This window comes from Mycobacterium sp. Dal123C01, assembly GCF_052566995.1.
The window spans coordinates 643,161-657,779 of record NZ_CP199580.1 but is presented as its reverse complement, the minus strand read 5'-3'; the positions used below and the strand labels follow the sequence as shown (position 1 = coordinate 657,779).

Genomic DNA, 14,619 nt, shown 5'->3' with positions numbered 1-14,619 from the left:
AACATAAATGTGCATGCTATAAACGCGGAACATGTTGCAGCCGTAGACAAGTAGATCCCTCCAACGATCAGAAATATCGGTCAATGATCGAGATGCCGGCCCCATCGCCTACGGATCAATCAAGGCCGCGAACGTCAGTGATCCCCATCCACGGCTGCATTACTAGGCAATCCGCTCGAGCGTGACCATCGCGGCCGCATAGTCGCCGTCGTGACTGAGTGACAACCATGCCCTGTCCACGAGTGCACGGTTGGCGAGATCGTGTGCGCTGGCGTGCAGCAGGAGCCAAGGGCAACCGAACTCGTCACGGGTGACTTCGATATCGCGCAGCGAGACGACGGCTCGACCGACAGCGTTGGTGGCGCACGTCATTTCCAGCGCCTTGACCGTCGCTTCTTTTGCCGCATACCGCGCCGCTAGATGACGCACCGGATCACTGGCGGGCGTCTGTCTGCTGTAGCCGATTTCTCCGGCCGTAAACGTGGCGTGGACAAACGCGCTCGCGGTGTCCGCAAGCTGCTCGCCGAACTCGCGCATGTCCACCAGATCGATGCCGATACCCACGATCACGATTCGCCGAACCTCGACGCTGGTCGACTACGGGATAACGGCGGCGAAGGATCGAGAAGCATCCTCGCTTCGTGCCGAAGATGTTCAGCGCTACCCGGTTTCCCGGCAAACGGGCGCTCGCTGCGAACAGCCACCAACCGCTCGCGCCCACTGAGCACGCTCGTCAGGGTGCGCGATGCCAGGTCGGTGCGCTGCGACAAGCGCTGCGCGTAACCCTCGCGGTCCACGTCGTTCAACATGCGCCAGAAGTAGAACGGATGCACCAATGCGACGAGCGCACCCACGTGGCCGAAACCTAAGCTGGTGACGATGCCCGCACGTAGCCGGCCACTGCCTACGGTGATCTCTCGGTCGCTGAACATCATCGTCGCGAAGTCGGCCATCATGGGATCGACGTCATCGAGGTTCTGGTTGCCCGGGATGACGCCGTCGGCCATTGCCTGCATCAACCCATTCAGCTGCCACGCGGCTGCGGCGCCCTTCGGATGGCCGGTGAGCGACTTCTGTGAGATCACCGCGAGCGGCAGCCCCGGGGTTCGACCCAAATGCGCTTGCAACATGTGGTGCAAGCGGTTCTCGTTCAGGTCATTTGCTTGCGTCCCCGTGTCGTGCTTACTCGCGACCACGATGTCGTCGGGTCCGACACCGAACACTGCAAGCGCACCGCGCAGCGGTGAGATGTTTGTGCTCTCGTGGTAGAAGTCGTGCGCATACTTCTGAACCGCTGCCGCTCTGATCTGTTCAGCCGTCGTGACGCCCACCAGGTCGGCAAGGGCGTCGGCCTTCTCGTCGAGTTCACGGATCACCGTCCGCCTGCCGACGAGGTCGCACGCGTCGTGTGCATTACGTTCTGCGGCAACTAGTTCGGCCGCACACGACAGGGCTCCAATGCCCGGCGCGGGCACTGATTGATTGATGCCGTCGGCGAAGCTGCCTGCATACGCGACGACGCCATACACCGGCAGACCCGCTTCGACGGCGAGGCTAGCGCGGCACAACAAGATCGCGCCAGCCCCCTGCGATTCGACGAAGCCGCGACGCCTGCGGTCGTTCGGGCGCGAAGCCGAGCAAGGCCTCAGGCCCAGACGCTCCATGGTGTCGGTGGCGCAGGTCGCCGACATGTCGGAGAACCCGATCACGCCCTCGACGTTAAAATCGTCGACACCGCCGGTGATGACGAAGTCTGCCTCGCGCTGCTGAATCAGGTTGACGGCGCTCTGCACGGACACCCCTGCGGTGGCACAAGCGCCGACCGGTATCGACATTGGGCCGTAGGAACCCGTGTAACTCTGAACGACATAGCCGGCGATGACGTTGATCAATGTCTCTTGCAGCACGTCGGTCTGCCGCGGCGAGCCGTCGTACCAGTCGCGATACAGCTTCTGCAATTTGGTCATACCGCCGAGACCTGAGCCCTGCGTGGTCCCGACACGTGAAGGGTGAATGAATGCGTAAATTTCGTCGGGGGTCAATCCGGCCTGCATGAAGGCTTCGACAGTCGCCACCAAATTGAACAACGTACTGCGGTCGACCTGGTCGACAAACTCGGCGGGAATGCCGTAACGCGTTGCGTCCCATCCGCTCGGTACCTGTCCGGCGACGGCTCGGAGGAGCTTTAGCGAGCGGGGAACGCGCACCTTCGCGCCACGCTTGCGAATCACGGTGAAGGCGCCGTTATTCGCGAGCACCACCGTGTTCTCGCTATCGGCCTTGCGCAGCTCTTCGGCTTGAGCACGGGTCGGCACAGTGAAACTCAAGTCCTGTTCCAGATGCACCTCGACCAGCCCGTGGACGGCGTCGGGGTCGAAATTCGCGACCCCGACGTCGGTGAAGCGAATCCCGGTGTGCGACATTACGACGTCTTCGTAGCGGTCTTTAAGATCGAGGTCGTCAACTGATTCGCCGCTGTCTGTGTCTTGCCACCCGATGCCCGAGGTGCTGGGTTGGATCAGGCCCATCATCCACGCGAGCTCGGCGACCCCTTCGATCGAGAGCGTCCCGGTCCGCTCCACAGACCACCGCGTGCGCGCGCTGCCAAGCGGACTAACTTCGCCGAAACCCACGACAACAACGACGCGGTCCGAATTCAGATGATCAAGCTCGGGCATGGATCCGAGTTCCATCGGCGATGGGATGGGAACCGTTACGCGATGGTTGATCCTGGGTCGCACCATGACGGTCTCCGTTGGCGCGATATCGAGTGCCGCGACGAATGCGCGGTCCAGCTCTTGGCGACGCCTCGCGAAGGTTGTGCTCTCGGCGATGTCTTCCCGGATCGTCCTGGCGCGTTCGGAAATGTCTGCGGCCGTGTCGAAACCGCCGGTCAACTCGGCGATCAGCGGTTCGCTCAATGCGGCGTCGCGGATCTTGTCGCTGCACAGCGCGGTGAGCAGGAAACCCATTTCCTCAGGCGCGAACGTGCGCATTCCGGTGTCGCTCTCCATGCGGGCCGCCAGTACGTCGTTGGCACCCATGAGACCGGTACCTCGCACCCACCCGATGCGCGCGCCCACGAGGCTGGTGAATCGACCCCAGTCTGCTTGTTCGGCCCGCCACTTGTTGAGCAGGACCTCGAGCGCGGCTTTGCTTTCGCCGTACAGACCGTCGCCACCGAATACACCGTGATTCGGCGACAGGGGCAGCACGATGTGAAGACGGCGGTCGCAAATGGCATTGTCGCGGTAGACATCTGCCAGCCGTGCGAGCAAGCGCTCCACGCCAAGCAGGAGAACACGCAGCACCGCTTGCGATTTGGCGTCCTGGCCGGTCAGGAACGCAGTTTCGCCGAGCGCACCGAATGGCACCACGATATCCGGCACGAATGCCGGCTTCAACTGAGTCTGGACGGCACCGACGGATTCGTATCGCGAGCTAACCATCCAATGCACCAGGGCGTCGATATCGGTGAAACTGCCTTGGTTCGCCGGAATCACGTGAAGTTCCGCACCCGGTGCGGCGTGCTCCTGGTAGACGCGCTTTAGGAACTTCGAACGGTCGAGGCCATAACTGGACGTCGTGACTACAACGCGAGCACCGCCTTCCAGCAGACTTTTCACCATCTCGAGCGCGATGGAGCCCGGCCCGGCGCCGGTGACCAGCGCGGTCCGCCCAGCGAATGTCAGGCCGCTCGCACAGGCGTCGAGAAGCAGCTGTTGGAAGGGCAACGGTTCGGCTGCGGTCTCGTGTCCCACCAAAGCAATCGGCGAATCACCCATACACACTGCCCGGGTGAACGTGCGCGGATCACATTCTCCGGGGCGCGCCGCCGATGTGGCCAGCCAGTGACCGTCCGCTTGGCGTTCCTGCCGGGGTGCCGTCGGCGTAAACCGCGGCACATACGCGACACCGCCTTGCGGTTCGCGCGCAAGCTCGTCCAATACATCCGCGTGCAGCTCCCGCCCTTCGCGGCGCGCAACGTTCGCAAGCGCCCGTGCGGCTTGCCGCGCTCCGGCGTCGAGGCGTGAACTCAGCGTTGCCGTTTCACATCCATCGACGACTTCGCCGAGCGCCAGCCGTTGTGCCAGTGCGTAGACATCGCGGCGGACCCACGCCCAGCTCGAGGTGAATGCCAGGTGCTTGTCCTCATCGAAGTGCGCGGCGATGGCCGCTTCGTATTCGGCACTGTGTTCGCGTTCGTACGCCGCGAGCCGTGCCGAGTCGCCAGCCGTAGCCGGGGACCCGACGACGACACGGCCGGCGTAAACGTCGGCATCCGTCTGGGTTTGCCACAGCTCCGCGGTTTTCGTCAATACACCTTCTCTGCCGAACAACCGATCAGAGAGGGCGCCGAGGGCAGCGGCGTCCACTTGGGTATCGGGGCCGGCCCCGGCGACGGCTCGCTTGTTGAACGTCAAACCGACTTCACGGCCGTACGCTCCGACCGCGCTGTCGATCCAAGCTTCGGCCGCGCGGCTGTCCGCGATGCCGACCGGTTGCAGATCGCTCAGCGCTCCACCGCGTCTCGAAGCACCCTCGCGGACATACAACGGCAGACGCAAGAGCACTGACAACGCACGTCCCGGTCCGATGGCCCATTCGCGAGACAAGTAACTGAGGACGTCGGCCTTCTGGATCCCCGCGGAGCTCAGCCTCGCCGCAACGCACTGATCAACCGACGTCTCCAGATACCTGCCCGGCGGTGCGTAGGTAGTGGCCCGCGCGCACACCCGGTCCGCGAGGTCACCGAACGGCAGGTCGTGCGCGCCGTCGATCGCGCTAATGCCGAACTCTGCGCCGATGTCCACGAGGACCTGGTTACGGCGCGCGGAGTTGCCACCAAGGAGTTCATCGAGCGTTTCGCCCTCGCTGATCTGAGCGGGCTGCAACTTTGTCTGTAACGCGAGAAGTATGCGGAGACACTCCGTTGGGCTCGGAGGTGCGTCGGGCACGCTGTTCGCGTCGATGGCGGGATCGGCCCCTATAGGATCCCCCGTCGAGATCTCGGCGGCCAGCGCACCGCTGTGGGCGGGCGGGGAGGCGACCTCCACGACACCTGGTGCAGCAGGTGTGACAGGCTCCGGTAGCGCAGGCAGAGCGTCGATTTCGATGTTCTGGTTAGTCGGCCCGAACAATTCCTCGAAATGGGATTCGCTATTGAGCACCCGGATCTCGTTGGCGCGGTGCGTCTTCTGCGCAAGCGTGGCTTGAGCCATCGCCGAAATGACAGGTTGGTCGGCGTGGCCGATCTCGATCAGCTCGTCGACGGACGAGGGACCGTCGAACAGCAGATCTTGTGTCTCAATCCAGCGCACCGGTGAAGCGAACTGGTAGGCCAGCAGTTCGACGAGCAATGTGCGCGTAAGGGAATCAGCGCGCGCATCCTGTCGCCAGGCCTGCCAATCCGCCAACACCTGGGACAGCACCGGTGATCGCGACGCGGTGTGCACGAGTTCGACGAACTCCCGCTCGAGCGAGAAGGGCCGCCCGACGAGATTCGGGATGTACCTACCGACCAGCAGCTGCGGGTCGATGACGGAGCGCAGACACGATTCGAGTGTCTCGCGAAATTCCGGTACACCGCCGAGCAGCAACGTGGAGTGGAACGGAACATCGATACCGGGGACGTCGAGATAGGCGGGTTTCGTCCCGCCGGCCGCGGCTCGTCGCTCCGCCAGAATCACATTCAAGTGCCGGAGCGCGCGCACGTCACCGGTGACGGCGTATTGCCTGCCGCGGACGTTAAAGTTGACGATCTCGAGCGGTAGCTGGGTTTCATTGGCTACCTGCGTCACGAGGGCGTGCGCGTCGCCCTCGGCCAGGTTCGCGTAATGCGGGCGGATCACGCCCATGCCGAACGGAGAGGCGCCTTCGTCGTCGCGAGCGACGAGTGCGTCCATGGTCCGGCCGCGGTTGTAGACAACGACCACCACATCGGCCAACGACAGCACCTCGGGGATCGCTGCCAGCGCTGAGTATTCGCCGAGCGAGTGGCCGCAGAAAATGGCGTCTTCCACGAAGACACCATGCTCCTTGAGCTGGCGTACCTGGGCGATCGCTGCGACGGCCAGGGCGACCTGGGTGAACTGGGTGAGGAACAAGACCCCATCGGGATGCCGGACAGCGCTACCTTGCACCAGCAGCTCACGTGGATTCTCCCGCACAACGTGCAACAGTGAAAAGCCGAGCTGGTCGCGACAGATTTCTTCCGCACTGTCCCACACCGCTTTTGCCGCGGGTGAACGCGCGTAGCCGATCATGCCCATGCCCTGGCTCTGCACACCCTGACCCGGAAATCCGTAGGCAGTACGGGGAGCACGAATGGACACTTCGCCATCGAGCACTGGGACGAATTCGGCTCCGCGCGCTGCGCTCGCCTCGATTTCGACGATGCGTTCGCCGCGCCGCATACCGACGTGGCGCGCTGAAACCACGAGGTCCTCACCCAGCCTCACCGGTGACACGAAGCGCGTCCGCAGCTGTGTGACGCGGTTGGCGTCGCCTGCAGCGGCCAGCCGGATCACCCGATGCACGGTGGTTGCAGCGGTCCACATACCGTGGACGATTGGCGCGCTGAAGCCCGCGAAACGCGCCAGATGATCAGCGGTGTGCAGGGGATTAAAGTCACCGCTGGCGCGCGCGTACAGGTGCATGTCGGTCGGAGCTTGCAGCACCTTGCGCCCGAGGTCACGCGGAGCAGTGGTCGGCACCGCGTCGTCCACACCAGCGCCGAGCAGGCGGCTGGCCTCGACCACGGGGTGCCGCTTACTGCCCGGCGGCGTCATGCCAGGTGTCATGAGGACCGAACCAGCCCGCTCGCCGTCGAAGGTGATCTCGCCCGCAGCGGAGAAGGTGTAGTGACCGTCGCGGCAGGCATCGAGGAAGCTCGGACAATCAAGCGTCACCGTGGTGCCGGGTCTGAGCTCGGCCGTCGGCTGAAACCACGGCTGTGCCGTCAAGAAGTCGCAGGCCGCTTTGTCGGCAACGTCGAAAGAGGACCGATAACTCTCACGAATCTCGTGACCCGTTTCGATCTCGTCGGCCCGAATGAAGAACGAGCTGCGCAGTCGGGCGACAAGTGCACTGCCGCGTAGCAGCTCCGCAGTGACGACTACACGTCTGCCGCCCGGTTGGCCGGTGACGCCCACGACTCTCCCGCAGGCGGTAAGCATATCGCCGTCGCGTACTGGCCAGCCCGCCTCGAGTATCGCTTCGTTCTGCTCGTGTAGAAGATTGAGGAAATCGGCACGCATGCCTGTTAACGCGGCGAACACCGATTCCCAGGCCAAGGCGAAAACCATAGTGCCGGGAGCGTTCGCGATCGCAGTCTCCATTACGTTGCGTGAGTCGTCACCCGTGGCAAGCGCATACAACGCGAGGGCGTCTCGCGTCACGCGCACCGTGGTGGTCGCGTCGGCGAATGCCTGCACAGCTGGTGCCGGCCGGCCCAGCATAAGACGCGAGAAGAACGGCACCTGACGCGCGAGGTACCTGTCGCGATCCCAGGCGACGAAGCCGGCCCCTTGATTCTCGATCCAGGTGGCGCAGATCGGAAGCTCATCGCCGGGCGTCTCGGAGTCATGCGCGTTCACCACGACGAGTGCAGCTTCCAGTTCGGTGACGTCGTCGACCGTCTCGCCCAGGTGCATGCGCGCAACTACGATGCCGCTTTGTTCACGCATCATTAGGGCGCGCAACACGCCTCGTTCGTTGCGGTATTCGGCGGTCCAACCCTCTCGCGCCGCCATCAAGCGGCGAAGCGGGTTCTTGGCAAGCCGCACTCCCGCTGCGGCAGACGCTGCGACGGTGACGTCGCGGTGCATGAGGCTTGCAGCGAGCGGACCGGTGCCAAGACTCGCAACCCGCTCCAACCACCGGTCACTTTCCAATGCCTCGCTGGCGTCACAGGTGATAGCGCCGCCCTCGCAGGTGGCGCCGCCATCACCGAGCCGCCGGTCTGCACTCGTGCTCAGCCGTCGCGCGGGCACACCTTCCTGGCGCAGCGACGTCACCATCGACGCCTCGAACCGACCCAGCAGCCCCGCCACCGGCTCGTCGATCTCCTTGATACCGGCGACGGCTTCGGGCCCGGGAATTACCAGAACTTGGTCAGCGTCGTAATTCCCGCGATGCACCTGCCACAAACTGTCGGACTTGTACCATTTCCGCACACTTTCGTCGAGCACCGGCACGAAGTTGACAGGCTTTCCCGGCCAACGACACACTTCGACAAAGTAGTCCGCATCGTCTTGATGCACCCGTTCGACGGCGGCTGCCGGATAGGCGGCATTGAATTGTTCGAAGAAGGCCTCCGGCTCCCTGAGCGATGCATCGGTCTGGGCGATTGATGCGAACTCGGCGTCATTGCGCGAACACAACCGCGCTTCGGCAGTGCGCACCATCTCGATCACTCGCGCAGCATGGCTGACGTCAAGCCAGCGGCCGTACTCGTATTCACCCCCACAGCCGATCGCCATCAGCTCGACCATGCGCTCAAAGAACACCGCATAGGTCATGTCGGGCATATCACCGAAATAGGGTTTGGCCGTCTTGCCCAGCGACTCGATGATCTCGTCTCGACGCGCCTTGATGGCTTCGGGGTTGCCGGCCACTTCCTCGAGTAAGCGATCGGCCCGGGCGGCAGCATTGTCCATGTAGTGGATCGATGCGCCGAGTTCGCTTCGCCCCGACATAATTTCGCCGCTCACTTGACCATCGAGAATCCACTCTGGCGTGCCAGAGGCGCGGACCAGGGCCTCCTTGACCGCGCGCGATGTCTTGGCCTCCTTGACCGCCATCGCGACGGTGCCCAGAAACACAGCATCCACGGGCATGCGGGGCATCTCGCGGGAAACCGACCAGCTGCCGTCGAGATACGCCGTTGCCTGCTCTTCGCTAGCTATCCCGCCACCCACTGCGAGCATGACGTTCGGTCGTTGGCGAATGCGATCGTAATGCCGAATCACCAATTCCTGCAGATCTTCCCAGCTGTGATGTCCGCCGGCCTTGCCGCCTTCGATGTGCATGCACAGGGTGATGTCCGGCACGGCGTCGGCGATCTCGAGAACCTGCGTTATCTGGTTGTCGGTGCCCGGTTTAAAAGCGTTGAGCCACAAGCCGCCACCGACGAGCTCCCTCAACAATGCCACTGCTTCCTCGAGCGGAGGGATGCCCGCGCTCACGGTGACACCTATTAGCGGATAGCCCTCCTCGCGCAGCCTCAGCACAAGCTTGTTGCCACCGAAGTGCAGCTTCCACAGGTATGGGTCAAGGTAGAGCGCATTGAAAACCACACCGTTACCGGATATGAGCTTGCCTGACAGTTCGGCCAGTCGCTGCTTCAGCATCTCAGCGGTGACCTGGCCGCCGCCGGCAAGCTCGGCCACATAACCGCTGTTCGCCGCAGCTGCAACGATGTCGGCTTCGACCGTGGTGGGTGTCATTCCTGGCAATATCACCGGCGAACGTCCAGTGAATCGGGTGAAGCGGTTGTCGATGCGAGTCACACCGTCAGGCGTCGTCACCAACCTGGGTGCGAATATGCGATAGTCGGCCGGAGGTTCGGGTGCCGTCTGCTCGTCTAGGGCGATCGCGCGCCCGTCTTCCGTTGCGACGCAGAGGGTGAGAACGCCGCGTCCGCGTAGGTTGTCGGCGGTCATTCGGCAATTGGACTCGCCGGGGCCGAAGTCGAGCACGAAGCGCGCGTCAGCCCGCACGATTTCCAACACACAGATGTCCCAACGCACCCTCTCGAGAAACTGCATCTCGACGATCCGGTCGGTCAGATCGTCTGCATTTCGCAGATCTTCGCCCGTCGCGGTATCGAGCACGGCGAATTGGAGTGCCTTTGCGTCGATTACGAAATCCAGCCGGGCGATGTCACTGCGAATGGCAACGGCCCCGCTCCGCATGTACTCGGAATGAAAGGGACCGCTGACCGGAAGATATTGCCACTGGCGAGGGACCAGCGACCCGGCATGGCGTCCTTGTGACCTCTTCTTCGCCCGCGCGTCATAGTCGTCGAAGATGGCTCGGCGCAGTAGATCGAGCTCTTCAGGCCGTCCCGACACGACCTTACGCAACCGCGTGTTTTCGAGTGAAACGGTGACATCGAGCGAGAGCCCCTCGATGGCATCGACGAGTTCGGCGGCGGTCAAACCCGCTACCATCGCCATCGGGGAGATGTCGCCGGCATCGGCCTCACGAGCTTGCGCGACGAGCGAAGGCGAGATGCCCACCAGCGGGTAGGCTTGCTGCATACGCAAGCCCTGGTAGACCATATAGATGACGTAATCGCCTACCCGTTCCGCAATGTCGGTCTTTCCGGCATTCTCGGCCGCGAATATCGCGGCCATGATCCCCTGGCTGTGGCCCGCCGCGACGCCGATGTGTTCCCAAAACTCCGGACAGTCGTAGCCAGAGCTCAACAGGCGAACGTAGTGGGCGAGCTGGGTCAGCAAGACGAGCGCTTCGGACACAGCGGCCATTTGGATGTACTCGGCGCTCGGGCGCGTCTGGGGAGTCTGCAGCCACTCGAGCACATCGAAGCCCCGCGAGTAGACGGCGCGATCGCATGCCTGCATGCCGTCCAATTCGAGCGTAATGCGCTCGGCGACTTGATCGATGATCTGTGCGGCTGCGAAACACTCCCGGTACAGCTTGGCGAGCTCATCGATGAACGCGTTGGCCTGGCCGGCGAAGGTCAGCGCGAACCTGCTCTCGGTGCGCACTACGTCGGCGATTAGCCGCGGTGGGCGGCGGGACTCGCCCGCCTCGCCACGTACCGCAGCGGTCTCTGCGGCATCCAGCCCTGCGATATAACTGTCCAAGATTCGCCGCGCCTGGCCGATACGTTTTGCCTCCCAACCCATCTGACCATCACCTAGCTTGTGCCGAAGTGTGCGAGCGCGCTCTTGCGCGGGTTCGCTATTGTGCCGTTCTGGCGCGGATTGCCACATCGAAGCGAGTAGCGCTTCAACTTCAGCCGGCCCCGAGAAGTTCGGGAGAACCGACTGCGGGCCACTCCCGGTGTCAGGATTATCTGAATTCATGTCGAACTCCCCAGTGCGTTCATAGATTTCAAAAGCATCAGCATGTGGTTACAGGTCGAGCAACGCCGTTTCCGGCGCCTCCAAGAGACCGCACAGCTCCCGCAGAAACCCGGCCGCCTGGGCACCATCGACGATTCGATGGTCGAAGGAGCACGTCACTGTCATCGTCGGACGAGCGACCACCACACCGTCGACGACAACCGGGCGATCCATCAGCTTGCCCATTCCCAAAATGGCAGCTTCGGGGTGGTTGATCACCGGTGTGCCGTCGTCCAGACCGAGCGACCCGAAGTTGGAAACCGTGAATGTCGAGGCCGACAGCTCCGACGGCTTCAGCGTCGCGGCTCGCGCACCGTCGATCAGGCGTGCCACCTCGATGGCCAATTCCCGCAGCGTCTTGGCTTGTGCATCCCGCAACACCGGCACCAGTAGGCCACGCGGTGTCGCCACGCCGAAACCGAGATGAACTGCGCGATGCAGGTGGATCTGTGGGACGTGAACGGCGTCGATCCAACTGGAGTTGAGGATGGGGTGGTGAATCAAAGCAATCGTGACCAGCCGCAACATCAGGACGAACGGCGTGAATTCCACCCCGTCTTCACCGCCGGCTCTGCCCAGCCGATCACGCAGCCGAATCAAGCCAGAACAATCCGCCTGGACGGCGGCGGTCGCATCTGGTATCTCCAAATGCGACCGCATCATCCGGGCGGCCATCTGCGCTTGCACGCCACCGACCTCCACGGTGGGCAGGTGGCCGGCGGCCAACTCAGCGGCCCGAAGCACGTCCTCACGGGTGATCACATCCTGCGGGCCGGAGCCCGACAGGACCGTCAGATCGACGTTCAGTTCGGCGGCCAGTTTACGGACGGGCGGCTTCGCCTTCGGCCGGCCTGGCCGCCCGGCCCACCGGCGGCCGACATCCATCTCGCGGTCCGAGCCGTAGCCCACCAGCAGCGGACTACGTTTGGGGACAACGCCGTTCGTGTCGACTCCCGCCGTCGCTGCCGGACCCGGCGAGACATCGACGACAGGTGCCGTCGCGATGGCCACCAGCAGCGCTCCTACGTCGAGCGTAGCGCCCTGTTGACCACCCAACTCGACGATGCGACCAGCGTAAGGAGTCGGGATCTCGACTTCCGCTTTATTGGTCTCGACCGTGCACAGCTTGTGATTGAGTTCCACGTCGTCGCCTACGGCGACGTTCCATTCGGAGATTGTCACATCCCTCAATCCCTCTCCGAGATCGGGTACGAAGAACTCCCGCAGCGGTCCGGTCATGATTGACTCATGGCCTTCTGGACGCAGTCTAAAAGTCGGTCCGGCCCCGGAAGCCATGCTCTTTCCAGCCGTGCCGGCGGATAGGGCGTATCAAATCCCGTCGCCCGCAACACCGGTGCCTCGAGCTCGTAGAACAAATCCTCCTGAATCCTGGCAGCCAGCTCCGCACCGAAGCCCAACGTCCGCGGACCTTCATGCATTACCACCGCACGGCCGGTCTTTGCTACCGATGCGGCGACAGTGTCGAAGTCCAACGGGTTCAGCGAGCGCAGATCGACGACTTCCAAACTCCAGCCGTGGCTCTCGGCCGCGAGTTCCGCTGCTGCGAGGGCTGTCTGGACCAGACCGCCATAAGTCAGGACCGTGACGTCTTTCCCGTCACGACGGACCAGCGCCTGCCCGATCGGCAGTCCGGGTGAGTCGGCGCTGATCAATTCCTTTTCCCAGTAGCGTCGTTTCGGTTCCAGATACATCACCGGATCTGCACTGGCGATTGCGTAGCGAAGGAGCCAGTACGCGTCGGACGGCGTAGCCGGTGTCACGACCTTCAACCCCGCGGTATGCACCCAGTAGCTTTCGGTCGACTCCGAATGGTGTTCCACCGCTCCGACTCCGCCGAAAGACGGGATCCGCACAGTCACCGGCATGTCGACGTCGCCGCGGGTCCGCATCCGGTATTTGGCAAGGTGACTGACGATCTGATCGAACGCCGGATATGCGAACCCGTCGAACTGTATCTCGGGAACGGGGACGAAGCCACGGATTGCCAACCCGACCGCAATGCCGATGATCGCCGATTCGGCCAATGGCGTATCGAAACACCTTTGATCACCGAACTTTTCGGCCAGACCGGTGGTGACACGGAACACTCCACCGAGCGTCGCGATATCCTCGCCGAACACCAGTACACGTTCGTCGTCGGCCATCGCATCGCTCAAAGCACGATTGATCGCCGTCACCATAGTCACCGGCGCTTGAGTCGCCAACGTGGCCAAGGTGCGTGAGTCATCCTCGAATATTTCAGCGTTACTTTGGATCTGGGTCATGTCACATTTCTTTCGTCAGTTCAGCGACCAGCCTGTCGCGCTGGTCGGCGAGATCCGGCGTGATGGCCGCGTAGACGCTGTCGAACATTTCACCGACATCGATATCCGCCTCGTGGATTACACTGTTCCGGAGGTCGGACCGAAGCTTGGTGGATTTGGCGGCGGCACGCTTCTCTAGGCGCTCATTCCACACGCCCGCTGACTGCAGGAACGAGCGGTAGCGAGAGATCGGGTCATGCGCGGCCCAGAATTCCAAGTCGCCCGGCGGCCTGTATCGCGCCGCGTCGTCGGAGGTGGTGTGGGGTGCCATCCGGTAGGTCACAGCTTCGATGAGAGTCGGTCCGTCGCCGCGGCGCGCGCGTTGGGCCGCCTCGGCCACGACTGCGTAGCAGGCCAGCACGTCGTTGCCGTCCACCCGGACACCCGGCATGCCGTAGCCAATCGCCTTGTGCGCGATCGACGGTGCCACGAGTTGCCGATTCAGAGGTACCGAGATGGCCCAATGGTTGTTCTGCACGAAGAAGATACACGGGGTCTGGTAGACCGCGGCCAGATTGAATGCTTCGTGTACGTCGCCCACGCTGGTTGCGCCGTCACCGACAAAGGCCACGGTCACCGAGTCCTCTCCGAGGCGCCGCGCGGCCATCGCCGCGCCGACCGCATGCAGTGCCTGAGTCCCGATGGGGATGGCGATGGGCGCGCAACACTTTTCGGTGAAGCCGAGTCCGCCATGCCAACGACTGCGCCAGAATCCCCCTACCTGAGCCGGGCTGATTCCCCGCACCAAGAATGCCCCGAGTTCGCGATATTGCGGAAACAGCCAATCAGTCTTGCGTAGGCAGGCCACCGCACCAACTTGGGCGGCCTCCTGGCCGCGACATGATGCGAACAGCGCAAGCTGGCCCTGACGCTGCAGATTCACGAACTCTTCGTCGAGATCGCGTGTTATGACCATCATTTCGTACAACCAGCTCAGAGTCTCAGCGGGGAGATCGCGGCTGTACCGCTCCTCAGAAGTGGGGGACCCATCTGCAGAGACGAGTTGTACCGGTTCTTGGTTGACGACCATCGAGACCTGGTCGGTCCATTCGCTAGCGCCTGCCATACCGCCTCCTCGTTTGAGCACTGCCGCCGTGGTCCGCGACGGCAGCTGACCCCTCGTCACACTCGTGGGCTGCTTGCCAACCAGCCGGTAGAATCAATCTGCACAACTCAACAGTTTCCTGAATGAATTCCGA

The 14,619-nt window shown here is 63.1% G+C and carries 5 protein-coding genes; all 5 read right to left on the bottom strand.

Features of this window, described 5'->3' with window-relative positions:
- Positions 1-162: 162 nt before the first annotated feature.
- The 5 genes from ACTXG5_RS03195 to pdhA all read right to left on the bottom strand — a co-directional run bounded on the left by ACTXG5_RS03195 (position 163) and on the right by pdhA (position 14,486).
- Entirely contained in the window at positions 163-570 is a 408-nt protein-coding gene (locus tag ACTXG5_RS03195; protein ID WP_445162320.1) for a holo-ACP synthase, read from the bottom strand.
- Positions 567-10,877: a fatty acid synthase subunit beta domain-containing protein gene (locus tag ACTXG5_RS03190; RefSeq protein WP_445162319.1), complete on the bottom strand. Its 10,311-nt coding sequence runs from the start codon at positions 10,875-10,877 to the stop codon at positions 567-569. Before ACTXG5_RS03190 ends, ACTXG5_RS03195 begins: the two co-directional genes overlap by 4 nt.
- A gap of 228 nt (positions 10,878-11,105) precedes the next feature.
- Positions 11,106-12,335: a dihydrolipoamide acetyltransferase family protein gene (locus tag ACTXG5_RS03185; protein WP_445162318.1), complete on the bottom strand. Its 1,230-nt coding sequence runs from the start codon at positions 12,333-12,335 to the stop codon at positions 11,106-11,108.
- Positions 12,332-13,381: an alpha-ketoacid dehydrogenase subunit beta gene (locus tag ACTXG5_RS03180; RefSeq protein WP_445162317.1), complete on the bottom strand. Its 1,050-nt coding sequence runs from the start codon at positions 13,379-13,381 to the stop codon at positions 12,332-12,334. Before ACTXG5_RS03180 ends, ACTXG5_RS03185 begins: the two co-directional genes overlap by 4 nt.
- A 1-nt stretch (position 13,382) precedes the next feature.
- Complete coding sequence (gene pdhA, locus ACTXG5_RS03175; RefSeq protein WP_445162316.1) at positions 13,383-14,486, bottom strand: pyruvate dehydrogenase (acetyl-transferring) E1 component subunit alpha; 1,104 nt, start codon at positions 14,484-14,486, stop codon at positions 13,383-13,385.
- Positions 14,487-14,619: the final 133 nt, after the last annotated feature.